Genomic DNA, 18,425 nt, shown 5'->3' on the forward strand with positions numbered 1-18,425 from the left:
AGACATATAGAGTCGATCAAGAACGAAGGAGCTGTGAATGGTGAAAAGGTTGAAAAAGGCAAAACATGTGATCTATCTGCTTATTGCGCTGTCTATGCTGATTATCGCACTGCCGCGAATTTCGTTCGCTGGTGGAATGGACTGGGTTACTGTTTTTGGCATCGTCTGGGTGCTGTTCTCATTATTGATCGTTGGTGCACATCTTCATTTTATTCTAGGTGTGGATGAAGAGAAGAAGCGTGCACTGGAAGCTGTTCGACGGGCAAAGCTCCGGCAATGGGAGATGAAACTGCTGGACAAGCAGGAGCAGAGCAAGTCTGTATAAGGTTTGGATCACATGCGACATGGTGATAGAGATGGTTCTACCTGTCTAAGTAAGGCCGGATTCCCTTTTGTATGAAAGGGGCCGGTCTTTTTTAGTACCCTTAATTCGATGTTCCGATTATTTGATCCATTTAGCGCGGTTCTTTAGGAGAAAGGTGCGAGGGATGGGGTTATTTTCCCAAGGCCGTGATATAATAGATACAGAATAGTACAGATGCATCTTCGGGGGTGGTACAGATGGACGGTCAGGAAGAAAACGTGACGAAGCATGAACAGTTACTTCAACATATCGAACAACTGAAGGTAGGCAGCAAAATTTCGGTACGCGGACTGGCACGGGAGCTGGGGGTAAGTGAAGGGACAGCCTATCGTGCGGTAAAAGAGGCAGAGAACTTTGGGCTGGTCGTGACCAAGGAACGAATTGGAACGGTGCGGATCGAGAAAAGACCCCGCGGCATGACAGAGCAGCTGACTTTTGCCGATGTGGTAACCATCGTCGAAGGCCATGTGCTGGGCGGAAGTGACGGACTCGCCAAACCGCTTCACAAATATGTGATCGGTGCGATGAAAGAGGAGGCGATGGCACGTTACATTGACGCGGGAAGCCTGCTCATTGTTGGAAACCGGGATAATGCGCATTCCCTTGCGCTTGAACAGGGTGCAGGCGTGTTAATCACAGGTGGCTTCGGTACAAGCCGTGAAGTGAGATTGATGGCGGATGAACTCGGGCTGCCCATCATTTCTTCCAGACATGATACATTTACGGTGGCTTCAATGATCAACAGGGCAATCTTCGATCGGCTGATTAAGAAAAAAATTATGCTGGTTGAGGATATTATCGGGCAGAAACCTCGTCTGCAGGTGCTAAAGGTCACCAGTTCGGCTGCAGATTTTCATATGCTGGTTTCGGAGACGGGAGAACATCGTTTCCCGGTGGTGGATGAATGGAACCGGGTAATTGGCATTGTCAGTCTGAAAGATGTCAGTGAAATAAAAGAAGATCGGAGTATTGAGAAGTGTGTTGTACGCCGCCCGATTACGGCTTCGCTGCAAACCTCTCTGGCCTCGGCTGCCCAGATCATGACGTGGGAGGGCATTGATTTCCTGCCCATTGTGGATCGGAACCGTAAACTGATTGCATCTGTTACACGCAAGGAAGTATTGCAGGCAATGCGCGATGCACAGAAGCAGCCGCAGCTCGGAGAAACGTTTGACCATCTGATCTGGAACGGCTTCGCTGAGGAGCGCGGAGAGCATAACGAATTGTTTTTCCATGGATTCATCATTCCGCAGATGGCGACAGATCTTGGCACCATCTCGGAAGGAGTTCTGTTGAATGTGATGACACAGGCGGGACGGCGTGCTGCCTGGGATGTTACAGGGAACGACCATGTGGTGGATAATGTGACAACATATTTTGTTCGTCCCGTGCAGATTGAAGATCAGATTCTGGTTCGTCCCATTATTCTGGAGACGAGTCGTCGGACTTGCAAAATGGATATTGTCATTACCCGTGACGGGAATGTGGTATGCAAAGCGGTGATGACGCTGCAATCCATTGACCATGCCTAGAACATGGGTAATCTTGGTTCGAAGAAAAGGATGAGTTCAGAAAAAAGAGAGTACCCTCTGATCGATACAGTCACTCTACCCCGAAATGGATGAGGGTCAGGCTTGTTCGATAGATGAGGAATACTCTCTTTTTGGGGTGAAAGGAAACCTGTTGAAGCGTCTCAGGCAGATTGACCGGATGTCTTCTCGGTTCCATCACCCGCATGAAGCTGAAGCCGGGCATAATAACTGCGGTTACGTATACCGGCGAACAGGTTATACGCTCCCATAATTAGAAATAGCGCTTCCACAACCACGGATAGGGTTGAACCGGTAAAGACGAACATCAGGATAAGGGCAAGAATAATCAACATGCCGCCCATCCAGATATTGGTCCATGAACGATAGAGGCCTACGGCGACGGGATCCGTTGTCCTGCGCGAACGAATGCTGTTCAGGGCTGAGAAGACCATGGCAAGGGCAAAGATGGCGATCAGGGCATATTTGAGTACATCGATGAACACGAAGACGCAGCTCCTTTTCTGGAAAGCATTTACTGCCTTTATTGTACCATGCAGGCAGAGGGCAAGGGCAGTTTTTTTCCGGGGCTGTTATCCATTTCCTAAGCCGGAACGTGCATCCGAATCTGTACCCAAACTTGCAGCACACCTTCCATCACCAGCATCGTTTTTACCTGGACGGTATATTCCTTTTCCCTGACCGTATACACTTTCTGGTTCAGCATGATCCGCGTCATTTTGCTGTACTCGTCGATATTGAAGACATCGCGGCCCCGGAGAACCTCAAGCTCATCCCCCAGTTTCTGCAACATTACTTTCAGGGAGGCCTCGTCCGGCCCTTTGTCAGAATCTTCTGCACGGACCTTGATTTCCTTGATGACGGTTTGGCGTTTACTATATTTTTTCAGCGTTTTAATATCCTCCTCATTCTGATGCAGCTGAAGCTGCAGCTCCTGATTGTTGAGCCACAATTCGTTGTAGCTCAGGTGAAATACACCGTTGTACACGACACAACCGGCGATCATTCCCAGAACAAAGACAGCAGTCATGCGCATAAGCGGGCGGTAACGTGAAAAAGGCGGGATTCTCATGGGCGCTGTCCCGGAGTCATGCTAACCCCGCCCTCCGCCACAGACCCATTTCACCAGCTCGGTACCCATGTGGGCGCCCATAAAAGCGGATATCAGGTACAGAATTTGTTTGACCGCAGGTGACAGATTGCCGTCCAGCACGTTGCTTTCGATCACCCGCATCGGATCGATTGTACCGCCGACGGCCGCTGCGAGCGCCCAAATTTTAATTTTCCCGGCGACATCAAGCATTGTCTGTGTCGGAGGCTGGAGAGAGACAACCGCTCCTATACCTCCAATCATCGCGCCGCCCAGCACGATCCCAAACGCAATGAAGAAATCAAGAATGGCTTTGGACAAAAATGTGCTCATCCGGCAACACCCCTTTCAGACCCAGCAGCACACCTCCTGTCTACAGTCCGTAACAGGGGGAGCGGCTTGTACTTCTATTGTATGGGCGTGCCCCCGAACGTTATGATAAAATAGAATAATAAAGCATTCTTTCTTTATAAGATGAATCCATATTTTTATTCATTTATAGATATAAGAGCATTCTGCAATATGCGGATAGAACATAGATAGTGCAGCAACTGATCACAAGCTTGGTGCTGTATTTATCCACGGCGAAAGGGAGAAAAAAACATGAGTTCTTTTGTGCATTTGCACGTTCACAGTGAATATAGCTTGCTGGACGGCGCTGCGCGTATACCGGATCTCGTGAATAAGGCCGCAGATCTTGGAATGACTACGCTCGCGCTGACCGACCACGGTGTGATGTATGGCGCTATTCCCTTTTATAAAGCATGTATGGCGCGAGGCATCAAGCCGATCATCGGGTGTGAGGCTTATATGACTGCTGGGTCTCGCAAGGAACGGGGAAGCCGCAAGGATCAACCGATCCATCATCTGATTTTGCTGGCCAAAAATATGACGGGTTATCGCAATCTGATGAAACTGTGCTCGATAGGACATTTGGAAGGCTTCCATTACAAACCGCGTATTGATATGGAGAGTCTGGCTGCCCATCACGAGGGTATCATCTGTCTAAGTGCTTGTCTGGGCGGCGAGGTCCCCCAGCATTTGCTGCATGGACGAGAGGAAGAAGCAAGGCGTGCGGCGCTGCGTTACCAAAATATCTTTGGTGCCGATTTCTATCTGGAGCTGCAGGATCACGGGCTATCTGAGCAAAAAAGAGTGAATCCCCAGCTGATTCGTCTGGCTGCAGAGCTTGATATTCCACTGGTTGCCACGAATGATGCCCATTACCTGTCAGAAGAAGATGCCGAGCTACAGGATGTGCTGATCTGCATCGGAACAGGGAAAACGGTAGATGATGAGAACCGGCTGCGCATCGGAACCAATCAGCTCTATCTCAAGAGTGAACAGGAGATGGCGCGGTTGTTCCCCCATGTGCCTGAGGCCCTTGAGAACTCGGTCCGCATCGGGGAGTCTTGTGAATTGCAGCTGGAATTTGGCAAATCGATTTTGCCGGAGTACAGACCGCTTCCTGAAGGGAAAAGTCCTTCTGGATATCTGCGTCAGCTGTGCGAAGAAGGCATGGAAGAGCGCTATGCCGATTCATCACGTTGGACGGACACGGAGCTTAGAGCCGAACTTGAACAGCGACTGGATTATGAGCTTCGGGTTATCGACAGTATGGGGTTCTCGGATTATTTTCTGATTGTGTGGGATTTTATCGCCTATGCTCACAAACAAGGAATCGTTACCGGTCCAGGACGGGGTTCTTCGGCGGGAAGTCTCGTGGCCTATACCTTGCGTATTACGGATGTTGATCCCATGAAGTATAACCTGCTCTTCGAGCGGTTTCTGAATCCGGAACGGGTCTCCATGCCGGATATCGATATTGACTTCAGCGATGAACGACGGGATGAAGTTATTGACTATGTCGCGCAAAAATATGGAAAAGCCCATGTCGCCCAGATTATTACGTTTGGTACAATGGCTGCCCGTGCAGCCGTTCGGGATGTCGGACGTGCATTAAATGTGCCTTACAGCGAAGTGGACAAGGCAGCGAAGCTGATTCCTGCACAGCTCGGCATTAACATTCAGCGTGCCATGGAAGCCACCCCTGAACTGAAGGCTCTGTATGAGACCAAGCCGAAAACACGTGAATTGCTTGATATGGCCATGAAGGTGGAGGGCATGCCTCGTCATGCTTCTACGCATGCGGCGGGAGTTGTCATCTCCCGTGATCCGCTGACGGATGTTGTTCCACTTCAGGAGGGCAGCGAGGGAACGGCCTTAACGCAATATTCCATGGAAAACCTGGAGTCGATTGGATTGCTCAAAATGGACTTTCTTGGCCTGCGAACCCTCTCGATTATTGAGCGCTGCCTGCGCTGGATTGGCGAAAACGGTGAAATTCCAGATTTTCGGCATATTCCGGACGATGATGCACTGACGTATGAGATGCTTGGCCGAGGCGATACCATGGGCATATTTCAGCTGGAATCCGCGGGGGTGCGCCGCGTTCTTAAAGAGTTGAAGCCCAGTGTATTTGAAGATGTAATCTCCGTAGTTGCCCTGTATCGTCCAGGTCCGATGGAATTCATCTCCAAATACATTCAGGGCAAGCATGGACAGATCGAAGTGGATTACCCTCATGCTGATCTGGAATCCATTCTCAAGGACACGTATGGCATCATTGTATATCAGGAACAAATCATGCAGATTGCTTCCCGGATGGCGGGTTTCTCTCTCGGTGAAGCGGATTTGCTTCGAAGAGCGGTCTCCAAGAAAAAACGGGAAGTGTTGGATCTGGAACGCGGTCACTTTGTTCAGGGCAGCCTTAAGCAAGGATATAGCGAAGCGGAGGCAGACCTGGTCTATGACATGATCGTTAAGTTTGCCAACTACGGTTTCCCGCGTGCCCATGCCGCTGCGTACGGCGTGCTGGCTTTCCAGACGGCTTATCTGAAAGCCCATTATCCCGTTCATTTTATGGCTTCCATGTTAACAGCCGTGATGGGCAGTCACCGGAAAGTAGCGGAGTACGTGGTGGAATGCCGACGAATGGACATTGATGTACTTCCTCCGGATGTGAATGAGAGCGGCATTCTGTTCACGCCTGTTCTTGCATCATCCAGCCGGACGGGAGACGGTCAGTCGGCTGAGTCCAATGGACCAGCGGGAGAACAGGGTGAGGACGGTAACGGAGGAAATCCCTTAAAAGAACAGTTTGAGCCTGATGATCGTCATTATTCCGGACAAGCGGAGTACGGCGAAGCACCTCTACCGGATGATCCCGGTCCTGCCCCCGAAGAAGATGGTGGTGCATATGAATGGCAGGCAGCAACGCCTATGCCAGAGCAGTCCGAGGATCGGATTAATTCGGGCATGGTGACGGTTTCCACAGCAGAACGTCTGCATGGGACTGGGGGAGAGGAGTCCTCGCACGCTGTACAGCGTGGAATGTCTGCTGTACAAGAGCCCGATGGTTTGTCGAATCAGAATTCGGATCCAGACAAAGCAGCCGGGGCCATCCGATTCGGGCTGGCTGCGGTGAAAAATGTCGGGACCCAGGCGATGGAAAGCATCATGATCGTTCGGCAGGAACGACCATTCGACAGTTTGCTCGATTTTTGTCGGCGTGTCGATTTGCGTGTATGCAACAAACGAGTGATTGAATCGCTGATTCAAGCAGGGGCGTTTGACACCTTGCCAGGGCACCGGGCCCAATTGCTGGCGATGCTGGATGAGACTGTGGAAGCGGCGCTGAAATGGCGGAAAGAGCGTGAGGATCTGCAGATTCAATTATTTGATTTTGTCGAGACGCCGAACTGGGAGATTGAATATCCCGAAATTCCGCCATATTCTGCAGGTCAGCAGTTAGAACTTGAGCGTGAGCTGTTAGGCTTGTATCTCTCCGGTCATCCATTGGATGATTATGAGGATGTACTCGAATCCAGCGGGGCCGACCGGATTATGGAACTGACAGAAGCGGCTGACGATACGATGGCCGTCGCAGCCGGGATGGTTGTGTCTGTGAAGTCGATTACGACGAAACAGGGCAAGGCTATGGCGTTCATGGAGCTGGAAGACCAGATTGAACGCTGTGAAGTGGTTCTCTTTCCCGAAGTATGGCGGCGCAGCCAGCAGCATGTCGGGAAAGGTGAACTGCTCGTCGTGCGTGCCAAGGTGCAGCAGCAGGACGAAGGGTTCAAGCTGCTGGCTGAGGAAGTGTCGCCGCTGACACCGGCGGCACTGGATCAGCAGCTGCGCAGCCGCGAGCGGCGCGGCAAGCCCGGCAGCGGCAGTGCTTCGCGCCCGGCGGCTCCGCCACGGCAGGCGGCCAGCGCTGGCGCTGGAGCACAGCGCAGCAGCTCAGGCGTGAATGCTGGAGCTGCACGCAGCAGCGGAAGCCAAGGCCCGGCAGCGACGCACAGCGCTGCTGGTGGGCCTGGGGCGGCGGCCCATGCCCATGGGGCCGCTTCCGTGGCTCGCCGGGCCGGTGAGACTGCTGGCGGTACGGAGCAGAGCCGTGGGGCGCGGGCGGTAGAGCAGCGGGTGTTCGTGAAGATCACCCCGCAGGCGGAGAAGCAGGAGCTTCTTACCCGTCTGAAGCAGTTGCTTCAAGAACATCCAGGTCCTGTGGCAACGGTGCTCTTCTATGAGCAGCAACAGAAGCTGCTCGCATTGAGTGATGCCTACCGGATTAAACCTTCGCCCTCTTTGTTCTCCGAGATGGAGAAGATGCTGGGAGAGGGCACGGTCAAAATAAAATAATAGGTTGTCACGTAAGTGAGTGTTTCCTCGCCTCAAAGCGCTAACGAATCTATCGCGCCTTAAAAGGCGGATGATTGGTTAATACAAATTGTAATGAACTTCAGTGACGTTATTCCGGTACAAAACTGCGGAACGGCCTATAGAATGTCGAAATAACATCTCTGTGATTCGTTAAACCGCAGATTAATGGTGATGGGGGGCCAATAGCACGCGCTTGATTCGTTAGAACCGAATTGAATAATATTAAAAAGATGTCGCGGGCATTGCTCATGACTTTGTGACACCCTCATATTCCCAATGATAAAACCTGTTCGGCCAATTTGCCGAGCAGGTTTTTGTATTTCTTTTACCAATTGCACCCTGTATGGCAGGCGAAAGAGATAGTGAACGCAAGCATGTCATATGTGAATATTTTTACATAATTTACAGGATAAGCAGGATGCCAAAGTGAATGCGCCTTCCTCACTTTTTATGAACATTTTGCGAGTTTGCTGCATACACTTGAGAACACCGTAGGACCTGAGGGTCCTCCGGGGAGCGATGCGGGAGGTCGAGATATGTCATATGAAATCGTAGAAGCCATGCTGGCCCGGCGGGGTGTACAGATTGATGCAATCGCGGAAATTGTATATCGTCTGCAAAAAGGGTACCACCCGGAATTGACCATGGATGATTGTGTAACGAGCGTAAAATCGGTACTGCAAAAACGCGAGGTGCAGTATACGCTGTATACAGGCATAGCCCTTGACGAACTTGCGGAAAAACGCCTTTTGCCGCAACCTTTGCAGGCCATCATGGAGGCGGACGAATCCCTGTATGGAGTGGACGAGACTCTTGCGCTTGGCATTACCCATGTATATGGCATGATCGGTTTAACCAGCTTTGGTTATCTGGATAAAGAAAAGATAGGTGTCATTCACGATCTCAACGAGGCAGGACCGGCCATACATGTTTTTCTGGACGACCTGGTTGCCGGGCTCGCCGCGGCTGCTTCTGCCCGAATTGCGCACAAAAATATTAAAGCTAAAAAATATCCAGCGGATATCTGATTCCCTCAACGTCTTTTTTTATTATTTTCAGTCTGTTGAATTGTTCAATTGAAGGTCATCAAGGGCGGCTGCAGCTGCCCTTAGGGGCCTGGGATTCCTTTTTAAGAGAGGAAAACCCAAGAACATTGTATCAACCGTATCGGTTATCCTCATGGGACAAATGTCCCTTTAGATCTCGATTTCTCCCCCAAGGTCCCGAACCCTTCCTTGCAGAAAAAAAGTGAGGTATGTTATCATTAGTCCAATATACGGGCTCTGAACATTAGCTTAGGGGGCGGACATGGCATGTGGACGGTGATTTACATTGCACCGACAGCAAAGGTTGCGGACAAGATCAAGACCAAGCTTTCGGAAGAAGGTTTTCTGGTACAGACCCGTCCCATCAGTTTATCCAAGCAGCAATTTGAGATTCGCGTCCCTTCAGGGGAATTGGAAGAGGTTCAGGAAGTGCTGAATTCGATTCTGCATTCCTGATTCCTTCGATAGACGTGCCTTGGCAGAGGAAGAATTACCATCGGTACATAGGGACTGACCGCGTAAGCGGAAAGAGGAATCGACTTGCATGTTTTGTATACTGCTGTCCTTCCTTCTTTTTTTGTTAGGACAAGGACCGACTAGGTTGCTCCCAGAGACCCTACCTAAGACAGATTATTCAAGCATCGGCGCAACAATCTTTCGGTTATTGCAGGTAACATCAATCGTGCTGACAGAAGCCGCTGATCTTTGCCTTATACCGGCGGATTTTTTTGTTGTGAATGCTGGACAAGGCCCATGGCAGCACGTATGGGTCGTAAGCGGTTTACCGCAGCGCGCGGGTGAAGTTGCTTTTGGCAACGGACTGCAGGTTGCGACCATCAAATCAACGGCTGGAGAGGTGTAGTTGTGTTCAAAGATATATTCCAAAAAAAACGGAAGTACGCTACCATACCTTCCGAGCGTGCGCTTCGTGGCGAAGGTCAGGAAGCTGGAGAACGTCCAAAACGTGAAATACCCGAAGGGCTTATGAACAAGTGCAGCAAATGCGGCACGATTCAATATAGCAAGGAATTGGAAAAAAATCTGAAAGTATGTCCAGCCTGCGGCTATCACATGCGTCTGAACGCAATGGAACGCATTGCCATGGTTCTGGATGAGCAAGGGTTTGTGGAGCATGATGCTGATATGATATCGGTTGATCCGCTTGGCTTCCCTGGATATAGCAACAAACTGGAACAACAGCGCCTGAAGTCAGGACTGAAGGAAGCTGTGATTACAGGCGAGGGAACGATTGAAGGTCTGCCTGTCGTTGTCGCAGTCATGAGTTTCGACTTCTTCACAGGTAGCATGGGTTCGGTTGTAGGGGAGAAAATCACTCGTGCGATCGAGCTTGCGACGGAGAAACGCTTGCCTTTGATTATTTTTTCTACATCTGGCGGTGCCCGAATGCAAGAAAGTATTCTTAGTCTGATGCAAATGGCGAAAACAAGCGCCGCTCTTTCCCGTTTGGATGAACAGGGTGGGTTATATATTTCGGTCATCACCGATCCGACAACAGGTGGAGTCTCAGCCAGTTTTGCGAGTCTAGGTGATATCAATATCGCTGAACCGGGAGCCGTATTTGGCTTTGCCGGCAGAATTGTCATTGAGCAAACGATCCGTCAGAAATTGCCTGATGATTTTCAGACGGCAGAATTTAATATGCAGCACGGCCAGCTGGACTTGGTGGTCCACCGTAAGGAACTTCGAACCACCCTTGGCAAGCTTCTGGATATGCATAGTGAAAAAGGAGGGGTCTGAATGGCGGGTGAGTTGCCATATGAAGCGCCTCTGGTTGAGATGCGCAAAAAGATTGAAGAGCTTGTACAGTTTGGACAGGAAAAAGGCATCGACTTTACGGACGAGATTGCCCGCCTGGAAGAACGTTATCATAGACTGGAAGAAGAGATTTACACCGGCATAACAGCCGCACAGAAAATGCATCTGGCGCGGCATCAGCAGCGTCCGACGGCACTGGATCTGATCCAGCTAATATTTACGGATTTCATTGAGTTGCACGGCGACCGCATGTTCGGAGACGATCTGGCGGTGGTTGGCGGACTTGCGAAGCTGAACGGTAAGACAGTAACGGTCATCGGCCAACAGCGGGGGAAAGATACGAAGGATAATATCGCCCGCTTTTTTGGGAGCGCTCATCCGGAAGGTTTCCGGAAAGGGCTGCGTCTCATGAAGCAAGCGAACAAATTTGGTCGCCCAATTATTACATTTATTGATACTAAAGGGGCGTATCCGGGTAATACTGCGGAAGAGAGAGGTCAATCGGAAGCTATTGCCCGTAACTTGCTGGAAATGGCGAAGCTCTCGGTGCCAGTTATTGTTGTGGTCATCGGCGAAGGAGGAAGCGGTGGTGCCCTTGCCATGGCTGTGGGTAATCGTGTGTTGATGCTGGAGCATGCGATCTACTCAGCGATCTCTCCGAACGGGGCTGCATCGATTCTATGGAAAGATGCATCCAAGGCAGATCAGGCGGCTGAAGCAATGAAAATAACGGCGAAAGACCTTCTGGAGATGGAGGTCATCGAAGAGATCATCCCTGAGCCACGTGGTGGTGCTCATCGGGATTATGAAGCATCTGCGGCAGCCATCAGTGAAGCTCTGGCTCGTCATCTCGATGAGATGAAGGGCTGGAGTGCAGACCAATTGAAACAGGATCGGTATGAGAAATTCCGTAAAATTGGATCTGTCACTTTTGAACCTGTGGTGCCGATTGAAGTCCCTCAAGTGCCTGTAGAAGTCGATACGGCGAGTAATTTGTCGGGAAATGCTGAATGATGTGATGAATCTCCTATACAAATGAGCAAAAGTATAGTAAATTTAATAGTTGGAAAAAGAAAAAGAGATATAAGATAGACCTTTAAAATCGGAGGAAACCCAAAATGCGCAAAACGAAGATTGTATGTACGATTGGTCCATCCAGTGAATCACTGGAGAATACCAAAAAATTGATTATGGCCGGTATGAATGTGGCCCGTCTGAACTTCTCCCACGGTGATTTCGATGAGCACGGCGGACGGATCAAAGCGATTCGCCAAGCATGCGAAGAGCTGAACAAGACAGTAGCGATCCTGCTGGACACCAAAGGACCGGAAATTCGGACAGGTAAACTTGAAGTTGAACCCATTGAATTGGTTCAGGACGAGTACATCACTTTGACAACAGAAGAAATTCTGGGCACCAAAGAACGTCTCTCCATTACGTATACCGATCTTCCGAATGATGTTGAACCGGGATCTACAATTCTGATCGACGACGGTCTGATCGGACTGACTGTGGTGGAAGTGCAAGGCGCCGAGATCAAATGCCGTATCGTTAACGGCGGTTCGATCAAAAGCAAAAAAGGTGTTAACGTTCCGGGCGTTGCCATTTCTCTGCCGGGTATCACTGAAAAAGATGCCAATGATATCGTATTCGGTATCGAGCAAGGCGTCGATTTCATCGCGGCTTCTTTTGTTCGTAAAGCAAGTGACGTTCTTGAGATTCGTGAATTGCTTGAGAAACACAATGCCGGACATATTCAAATCATCTCCAAAATTGAGAACCAACAAGGTGTGGACAACCTGGATGAAATCCTTGAAGTATCCGATGGCCTGATGGTTGCTCGTGGAGACCTGGGTGTAGAGATTCCTGCGGAAGAAGTACCATTGGTACAAAAACGCATGATCGAAAAATGTAACGTTGCAGGCAAACCGGTTATCACAGCTACACAAATGCTGGATTCCATGCAACGCAACCCGCGTCCAACTCGTGCGGAAGCAAGTGACGTAGCCAATGCGATCTTCGACGGTACAGATGCGATCATGTTGTCTGGTGAAACAGCTGCGGGTAAATACCCGGTTGAATCCGTTCTGACGATGTCCCGTATTGCCGAAAAAGCAGAATCCGCTCTGCCTTACCAAGAGCTGTATCTGAAACAACGTGTTGCTCAACAAACAACAGTTACTGAAGCAATCAGCCAATCTGTTGCCCTGTCAGCTCAAGATCTGAACGCTAAAGCGATCATTACTTCGACTGAATCCGGTCATACAGCACGCATGATTTCTAAATATCGTCCAGAATCTCCAATCATCGCGGTGACAACGGAAGACAGAACTTCCCGTCGTCTTTGCTTGGCTTGGGGGGTAACACCAGTCAAAGGAAGACTTGTTGATTCCACTGATGCTTTGTTTGAAAATGCAATTGAAGGCGGCGTGAAATCCGGACTTGTGAAAGAAGGAGACCTGGTTGTCATTACAGCAGGTGTACCTTTGGGTCGTTCCGGTTCCACGAACCTGATCAAAGTAAGCCAAATTCCAAACAACGCGTAATAGCGTTTGGATGAGAAGCAACAGGAATGAAGCAATGGGGCGTTTGCGTCCCGTTGCTTTTTTTCCATCTTTATGACACTTTATAGCCGTTACATACGTACTGATTGGTATATCGAAGGAGGCCGGTAACATGCAACAACAAAGCAATGGCAGCTGGTACACGGCACGCCTTCGCGTGCGTTATCAAGAGAGCGACCAGATGGGTGTGGTCTATCACGCCAATTATTTGAATTGGTTTGAAATCGGTCGAACCGAGATGATTCGCCAAATGGGGTATACCTATCGTAAAATGGAGGAACAGGGGTTACTGCTTCCCGTAACCGGACTGGATGTGAAGTATCATAAACCTGCCCGGTATGATGATGACATCATCATTTTCACCCGAATTGCTGCATTTAGTGGTCTGAGATTGAACTATGAGTATGACATTAGGCGCATGACTGCAGACCTTGTTGAGCAGATGGGTATCGGAGAGCGGGTATGGTCATCCGAAGAGTCCCTTCCTGGTGAACGATTGGTAACAGGCTCTACCCAGCATGTATGGGTTAATGGGGACTGGAAGCCGGTCAGGCTGGATAAGACAGCTTCTGAGCTCTACAGCGCGCTTGAGAAAGTGTGGCTTTCAGGAAAGGGGTAAACGTAATGCGAAGATGGATGTGGGCTTTGTTATTAATCATTCCGGTGATTGAACTATTTGGTTTTATCCTTATGAGTGACTGGATCGGAGCCGGAAAAACACTGCTTCTTATGATTCTCACGTCCTTGATTGGTATAGCAATGTTGCAATTTGAAGGGCGCAAAGTTCTCATTGATGCCAAATCCGAGATGGAGCGCGGTAAGGTGCCCGGAAGAAAAATGGTGGATGGGCTTTTCATTTTTGTCGGAGGTTTCTTGCTGCTGATTCCGGGATTCATCACAGATCTGATCGGTTTTACACTGTTGTTTCCGTTAACACGTTCAGTGTATCGTCTATTCTTCCTGGGCTGGCTGGAGAAAAAAATGAGAAACGGTAGTATCAAGTTTTATCGCGGTCCAAAACGATAAGATATACCAGGACAGTTAAAGAGAGGCACCGACCACCAGATTCAGTCTGATGAGCGGTGCCTTTTTTAATCTTGATTATATGTGCATGACAGAAAACAGAAATCATGCATGTTTCACCGAATTTTATCGGACGCGGCCGTTAATAATGTATGTTCTAAGATCACGAAACACATTTGCGCGATTGAATGCATCAAGGATAACAAGGCTGACAGGTCCGATGATCAGACCGAGCACACCGAACAGCTTCAATCCGACAAACATGCCAACCAGAGTGGCCAGTGGGTCCAGGCCGACACTGCTGGCAAGTACTTTGGGTTCAATGATCTGCCGGGCAACCAGCACAATGAGATATACAACGCTGATGCCAATCCCCAGGTACAGATCACCGTTCATAAACAGATATGCCGCCCAAGGAACCATGACGAGACCAACGCCGAGATAGGGTAGCAGATCCACGAGGCCAATAAGCAAAGCAATCGTGAAGGCAGACTTCACCTGTAAAATAAGCAATCCGATCATGACAAAGAGTGCAGTGATAGAGATCATGATCAACTGAGCCCGTGCATAGCCGAACAACGCTTTTTTCAGATCGTTCCATATGTCACTTATCGGCTTACGAATGGATGAAGGTACCCATCCTGATACGGTAACGGTGTGCCGAGCCCAGCTTTTGCTTATAAAGAACGTCGACAGAAGGACAACGATTAATACCGCTCCCATATTAGGGAGGGAAGTGAGCAGGTTCAGGATCATGTTGAAAAATCCAGTGACCAGGTCCGTTACTGCTGTACCTACCGTTTCGGTTGTTTTGCTAATATTGCTGTTAATGGTTTCCTGATAATTCGGATTTTCCTTGTAAAATTCATTGATCTGTCCAATCAAACTCTGAATCGTATCATTCTGAGTCCAGCGGACGAACGTTGCCTTGATCTCATCGACATGAAGATCAAAGCTTGTCGTCAAGGAAATGACTTCTTTCACCATGCGGGTTACAGCAGCGGACAACACGACAACAATGGCTCCGCAATATACGATCAGTGAAAAGGTTACGGCCAACCAGCGCGGGAATCGGGCCTTATGCTGAAGCAACTTTACCAACGGATTCATTGCATAGGCGATAATCCATGCGATGGCGAAGGGATATAACAGCGGAAGCAGCAAGTATATAGCAACGGCAATCAGAAGGGTAGCAACAATCACCCATATGCCGCGTAATAAGCGTTTCATAATGATTCTATCCAAGCATCAACTCTCCTTAATCCTTTTCAAGCCTGCCCAAGAAAGAAGCAAACAGGCTATCTAGTTAATATAGAGCAAATACAGTGATTTGAAACGCAAGGATGTCATCGGATAATCTCGTTTCTTTTGCCTAGAGTATGCCTCATGTGGATAAAATATAGCAATAGAAACTTGATTAATAGCACGGAATTGTATAAAAAGAATAAAATGTAAACCTTGTTCTTGTAAAGGTTTTCAAAAATGCTTTATCGGTCTGATAAAGAAGTTTGATGTGCGAATGACCTTGCTTCATGTTCACATAAACGACAAAATCCAGTATGATGAGATAAGAAAATGCCGATTGACAGATATGAAAACCGGACATTGTGATCTTTATTCATTTTAAAATGTAAATGGTTACAAAAGAAGGACGAGTGCGTTGAACATGTTGATGGCACTCTGGATGGGTTCTTGATTTCGTTTATTAAAGGAGAGATGTAATATGACAGCTACCAAAGGTCTGGAAGGCATCGTTGCAACAACCTCTTCGATCAGCTCTATTGTAGACGGTGTGCTCACATACCGTGGTTACGATATTGATGATCTGGCTGAAAACGCAAGCTTTGAAGAAGTGGCCTATTTGCTTTGGTTTGGTAAATTGCCGACTACGGATGAACTGAAATCCCTTCGTAAAAGCCTGAGCGATTACGCGCCGATTCCGAGCGAGTTGATTGCACAAATCCAATTGTATCCGAAAAACATGAGTACCATGGCAGCACTGCGTTCAGCAGTATCCGCACTGGCTCTGTATGATGAACAGGCTGATGAAATGACAGCAGAAGCGAATGAAAACAAAGCAGTTAAGCTGCAAGCTCAGCTGCCAACGATTGTTGCAGCCATAGCCCGTATCCGTCAGGGCAAAGAACCTGTGACTCCAAAAGAAGGCGCTTCCATCGCGGAAAACTTTTTATATATGATGACGGGTGAAGAACCATCCGAGACGGCTGTTAAAGCTCTTGATCAGGCTCTGGTCCTTCATGCAGATCATGAGTTGAATGCTTCCACATTTGCAGCCCGCGTAACGGTAGCCACATTATCTGACATCTATTCCGGTGTAACTTCAGCTATTGGTGCATTGAAGGGGCCATTGCATGGTGGTGCAAACGAAGCCGTTATGAAGATGTTGAATGAGATTGGTACACCTGACCGTCTGGAGGCAGCTATTCAGGAAAAGTTGAATAACCGTGAGAAGATCATGGGCTTTGGACACCGTGTTTACAAAAACGGAGACCCACGTGCGAAACATCTGCAAAAGATGTCCAAGGAACTGGGAGAAATGAACAACGATACACGCCTGTACGAAATGTCAGTGAAGATCGAAGAACTGGTGACAGGACAAAAAGGTCTGAAACCAAATGTAGATTTCTATTCCGCTTCCGTATATACCCAATTGGGTATTGAAGAGGTACTGTTTACACCGATCTTTGCGATTAGCCGGGTATCAGGTTGGACCGCTCATATTCTGGAACAACTTGCAGATAACCGTATTATTCGTCCGCGTGCCGAGTATACAGGTCCAACAGATCAGAAATACGTTTCGATTGAACTTCGCTAATGGCATCAAAACCAGTATAATAAATAAGGACGGGAGGAAGGGATAAACCTGCTGGCTAATAAACGTGCCACACGTTCACACCCCTTTCTCCCTATAAGACAAGCGGTATGTTATCATACTGCATATACGAATCCAAGGAGGAATTATACTAATGAAATTAGAAAAATTTGCTCATCCAACTGAAGGCGAAAAAATTCAAATTGATAACGGTACACTGCAAGTACCTAATAACCCGATCATTCCATTTATCGAAGGTGACGGTACAGGCCGTGATATCTGGAAAGCTTCCAAGCGTGTATTGGATGCAGCTGTTGAAAAAGCATACGATGGCAACAAAAAAATCGCATGGTACGAAGTGTTTGCTGGCGAGAAAGCATTCAATACATACGGGGAGTGGCTGCCAAACGACACACTTGAAGCCATTCGCGAGTATATCGTAGCGATTAAAGGACCACTGACTACGCCAATCGGCGGCGGAATTCGTTCCCTTAACGTGGCACTGCGTCAAGAACTTGACTTGTACACTTGCTTGCGTCCTGTACGTTACTTCGATGGTGTACCTTCTCCGGTTAAACGTCCTGAGCTGGTAGATATGGTCATTTTCCGTGAGAACACGGAAGATATCTATGCAGGTATCGAGTATGCAGAAGGTACCGAAGAAGTGAAAAAAGTGATCCAGTTCCTGCAACAGGAGATGGGTGCAAACAAAATCCGTTTCCCTGAAACTTCCGGTATTGGTATCAAACCAGTTTCCTCTGAGGGTTCCAAACGTCTGGTACGCGCAGCAGTGCAATATGCCATCGACCACAACCGTAAGAGCGTTACATTGGTACACAAAGGCAATATCATGAAATTTACGGAAGGTGCCTTCAAAAACTGGGGTTATGAAGTTGCTGAAGAAGAGTTCGCTGACAAAGTGTTCACTTGGGCACAATACGATATCATCAAGGAAAAAGACGGTACGGATGCAGCAAATGCAGCTCAAAAAGCAGCTGAAGATGCTGGCAAAATCATCGTGAAAGATGCAATTGCCGATATCGCTCTGCAACAAGTACTGACTCGTCCAGGCGAGTTCGATGTAATCGCAACGTTGAACCTGAACGGTGACTATCTGTCCGATGCACTTGCTGCACAAGTTGGTGGAATTGGTATCGCTCCAGGAGCGAACATCAACTATGTAACAGGACATGCCATCTTTGAAGCTACACACGGTACTGCACCGAAATATGCGGACAAAGACGTCGTGAACCCTGGTTCTGTTATTCTGTCCGGTGTTATGTTGCTTGAGCACTTGGGATGGCAAGAAGCAGCTAACCTGATCTACAAAGGTATGGAAACATCCATTAACAATAAAACCGTTACCTATGACTTTGCACGTCTGATGGACGGCGCTACTGAAGTGAAATGTTCTGAATTTGCTGATCAAATCATTAAAAACCTGTAAGGGG

17 protein-coding genes are annotated in these 18,425 nt (G+C 48.6%); 13 read left to right on the plus strand and 4 right to left on the minus strand.

What is annotated here, in order from left to right; all coding sequences use genetic code 11:
* Positions 1 to 37: 37 nt before the first annotated feature.
* Together ACFTRD_RS05590 and ACFTRD_RS05595 are read left to right on the plus strand one after the other, a co-directional pair.
* A complete protein-coding gene (locus ACFTRD_RS05590; RefSeq protein WP_379378087.1) occupies positions 38 to 325 on the plus strand; it encodes a hypothetical protein in 288 nt (95 codons plus the stop codon).
* Between the two features lie 236 nt (positions 326 to 561).
* The gene (locus ACFTRD_RS05595; RefSeq protein ID WP_379378088.1) at positions 562 to 1,896 is read left to right on the plus strand and encodes a DRTGG domain-containing protein; all 1,335 of its coding nucleotides are present in this window, start codon (positions 562 to 564) and stop codon (positions 1,894 to 1,896) included.
* A gap of 161 nt (positions 1,897 to 2,057) precedes the next feature.
* Here ACFTRD_RS05595 and ACFTRD_RS05600 read toward each other — a convergent pair whose 3' ends face one another.
* The 3 genes from ACFTRD_RS05600 to ACFTRD_RS05610 form a co-directional block, all read right to left on the minus strand.
* Positions 2,058 to 2,399, minus strand: coding sequence for a YtpI family protein (locus ACFTRD_RS05600; RefSeq protein ID WP_379378089.1), 342 nt, complete (start codon positions 2,397 to 2,399; stop codon positions 2,058 to 2,060).
* Positions 2,400 to 2,497: 98 nt separating this feature from the next.
* Positions 2,498 to 2,986, minus strand: coding sequence for a sporulation membrane protein YtrI (locus tag ACFTRD_RS05605; RefSeq protein WP_063564310.1), 489 nt, complete (start codon positions 2,984 to 2,986; stop codon positions 2,498 to 2,500).
* Positions 2,987 to 3,007: 21 nt separating this feature from the next.
* Positions 3,008 to 3,337: a YtrH family sporulation protein gene (locus ACFTRD_RS05610; RefSeq protein ID WP_024629128.1), complete on the minus strand. Its 330-nt coding sequence runs from the start codon at positions 3,335 to 3,337 to the stop codon at positions 3,008 to 3,010.
* A gap of 270 nt (positions 3,338 to 3,607) precedes the next feature.
* On the opposite strand from ACFTRD_RS05610, the gene ACFTRD_RS05615 reads away from it, so the two are divergent.
* The 9 genes from ACFTRD_RS05615 to ACFTRD_RS05655 all read left to right on the plus strand — a co-directional run bounded on the left by ACFTRD_RS05615 (position 3,608) and on the right by ACFTRD_RS05655 (position 14,144).
* Positions 3,608 to 7,711: a DNA polymerase III subunit alpha gene (locus ACFTRD_RS05615; protein WP_379378090.1), complete on the plus strand. Its 4,104-nt coding sequence runs from the start codon at positions 3,608 to 3,610 to the stop codon at positions 7,709 to 7,711.
* 557 nt (positions 7,712 to 8,268) lie between these two features.
* Positions 8,269 to 8,760, plus strand: coding sequence for a phosphatidylglycerophosphatase A family protein (locus ACFTRD_RS05620; RefSeq protein WP_379378091.1), 492 nt, complete (start codon positions 8,269 to 8,271; stop codon positions 8,758 to 8,760).
* A 285-nt stretch (positions 8,761 to 9,045) separates the two neighbouring features.
* Positions 9,046 to 9,234, plus strand: a complete 189-nt coding sequence (locus ACFTRD_RS05625; protein ID WP_017689496.1) for a hypothetical protein — start codon at positions 9,046 to 9,048, stop codon at positions 9,232 to 9,234.
* A gap of 226 nt (positions 9,235 to 9,460) precedes the next feature.
* Positions 9,461 to 9,640 (plus strand): hypothetical protein, encoded by a 180-nt coding sequence (locus ACFTRD_RS05630; protein WP_379378092.1) that lies wholly within the window; start codon positions 9,461 to 9,463, stop codon positions 9,638 to 9,640.
* Positions 9,641 to 9,642: 2 nt separating this feature from the next.
* Positions 9,643 to 10,536: an acetyl-CoA carboxylase, carboxyltransferase subunit beta gene (gene accD, locus ACFTRD_RS05635; RefSeq protein ID WP_379378093.1), complete on the plus strand. Its 894-nt coding sequence runs from the start codon at positions 9,643 to 9,645 to the stop codon at positions 10,534 to 10,536.
* Positions 10,537 to 11,568, plus strand: a complete 1,032-nt coding sequence (locus tag ACFTRD_RS05640; protein ID WP_379378094.1) for an acetyl-CoA carboxylase carboxyltransferase subunit alpha — start codon at positions 10,537 to 10,539, stop codon at positions 11,566 to 11,568.
* Between the two features lie 104 nt (positions 11,569 to 11,672).
* Positions 11,673 to 13,100, plus strand: coding sequence for a pyruvate kinase (pyk, locus tag ACFTRD_RS05645; protein ID WP_379378095.1), 1,428 nt, complete (start codon positions 11,673 to 11,675; stop codon positions 13,098 to 13,100).
* 130 nt (positions 13,101 to 13,230) lie between these two features.
* Positions 13,231 to 13,737 carry an acyl-CoA thioesterase gene (locus tag ACFTRD_RS05650; RefSeq protein ID WP_379378096.1) on the plus strand — a complete coding sequence of 169 codons (507 nt, stop codon included), beginning with the start codon at positions 13,231 to 13,233 and terminating at the stop codon, positions 13,735 to 13,737.
* Positions 13,738 to 13,742: 5 nt separating this feature from the next.
* Positions 13,743 to 14,144 carry an FxsA family protein gene (locus ACFTRD_RS05655; protein ID WP_062329578.1) on the plus strand — a complete coding sequence of 134 codons (402 nt, stop codon included), beginning with the start codon at positions 13,743 to 13,745 and terminating at the stop codon, positions 14,142 to 14,144.
* A 123-nt stretch (positions 14,145 to 14,267) separates the two neighbouring features.
* On the opposite strand, the gene ytvI is transcribed toward ACFTRD_RS05655, so the two are convergent.
* Positions 14,268 to 15,386 carry a sporulation integral membrane protein YtvI gene (gene ytvI, locus ACFTRD_RS05660; RefSeq protein ID WP_379378097.1) on the minus strand — a complete coding sequence of 373 codons (1,119 nt, stop codon included), beginning with the start codon at positions 15,384 to 15,386 and terminating at the stop codon, positions 14,268 to 14,270.
* 478 nt (positions 15,387 to 15,864) lie between these two features.
* Here ytvI and citZ point away from each other — a divergent pair, with 478 nt between their 5' ends.
* Both citZ and icd read left to right on the plus strand, forming a co-directional pair.
* Complete coding sequence (gene citZ / locus ACFTRD_RS05665; RefSeq protein ID WP_192265788.1) at positions 15,865 to 16,977, plus strand: citrate synthase; 1,113 nt, start codon at positions 15,865 to 15,867, stop codon at positions 16,975 to 16,977.
* Positions 16,978 to 17,128: 151 nt separating this feature from the next.
* On the plus strand, positions 17,129 to 18,421 hold the full coding sequence (gene icd, locus ACFTRD_RS05670) for an NADP-dependent isocitrate dehydrogenase (protein ID WP_192265790.1): 1,293 nt from the start codon (positions 17,129 to 17,131) through the stop codon (positions 18,419 to 18,421).
* The last annotated feature ends 4 nt before the right edge of the window (positions 18,422 to 18,425 follow it).

It is taken from the genome of Paenibacillus sp. NPDC056933 (assembly GCF_042674385.1).
GTDB lineage: Bacteria > Bacillota > Bacilli > Paenibacillales > Paenibacillaceae > Paenibacillus.

Coding starts and splice junctions, on each gene's coding strand:
- ACFTRD_RS05595 (WP_379378088.1), top strand. CDS start 562: ATGGACGGTCAGGAAGAAAACGTGACGAAGCATGAACAGTTACTTCAA.
- ACFTRD_RS05615 (WP_379378090.1), top strand. CDS start 3,608: ATGAGTTCTTTTGTGCATTTGCACGTTCACAGTGAATATAGCTTGCTG.
- pyk (WP_379378095.1), top strand. CDS start 11,673: ATGCGCAAAACGAAGATTGTATGTACGATTGGTCCATCCAGTGAATCA.
- ACFTRD_RS05605 (WP_063564310.1), bottom strand. CDS start 2,986: ATGAGAATCCCGCCTTTTTCACGTTACCGCCCGCTTATGCGCATGACT.
- citZ (WP_192265788.1), top strand. CDS start 15,865: ATGACAGCTACCAAAGGTCTGGAAGGCATCGTTGCAACAACCTCTTCG.
- icd (WP_192265790.1), top strand. CDS start 17,129: ATGAAATTAGAAAAATTTGCTCATCCAACTGAAGGCGAAAAAATTCAA.
- ACFTRD_RS05610 (WP_024629128.1), bottom strand. CDS start 3,337: ATGAGCACATTTTTGTCCAAAGCCATTCTTGATTTCTTCATTGCGTTT.
- ACFTRD_RS05650 (WP_379378096.1), top strand. CDS start 13,231: ATGCAACAACAAAGCAATGGCAGCTGGTACACGGCACGCCTTCGCGTG.
- ACFTRD_RS05590 (WP_379378087.1), top strand. CDS start 38: ATGGTGAAAAGGTTGAAAAAGGCAAAACATGTGATCTATCTGCTTATT.
- ACFTRD_RS05640 (WP_379378094.1), top strand. CDS start 10,537: ATGGCGGGTGAGTTGCCATATGAAGCGCCTCTGGTTGAGATGCGCAAA.
- ACFTRD_RS05620 (WP_379378091.1), top strand. CDS start 8,269: ATGTCATATGAAATCGTAGAAGCCATGCTGGCCCGGCGGGGTGTACAG.
- ACFTRD_RS05655 (WP_062329578.1), top strand. CDS start 13,743: ATGCGAAGATGGATGTGGGCTTTGTTATTAATCATTCCGGTGATTGAA.
- ACFTRD_RS05625 (WP_017689496.1), top strand. CDS start 9,046: ATGTGGACGGTGATTTACATTGCACCGACAGCAAAGGTTGCGGACAAG.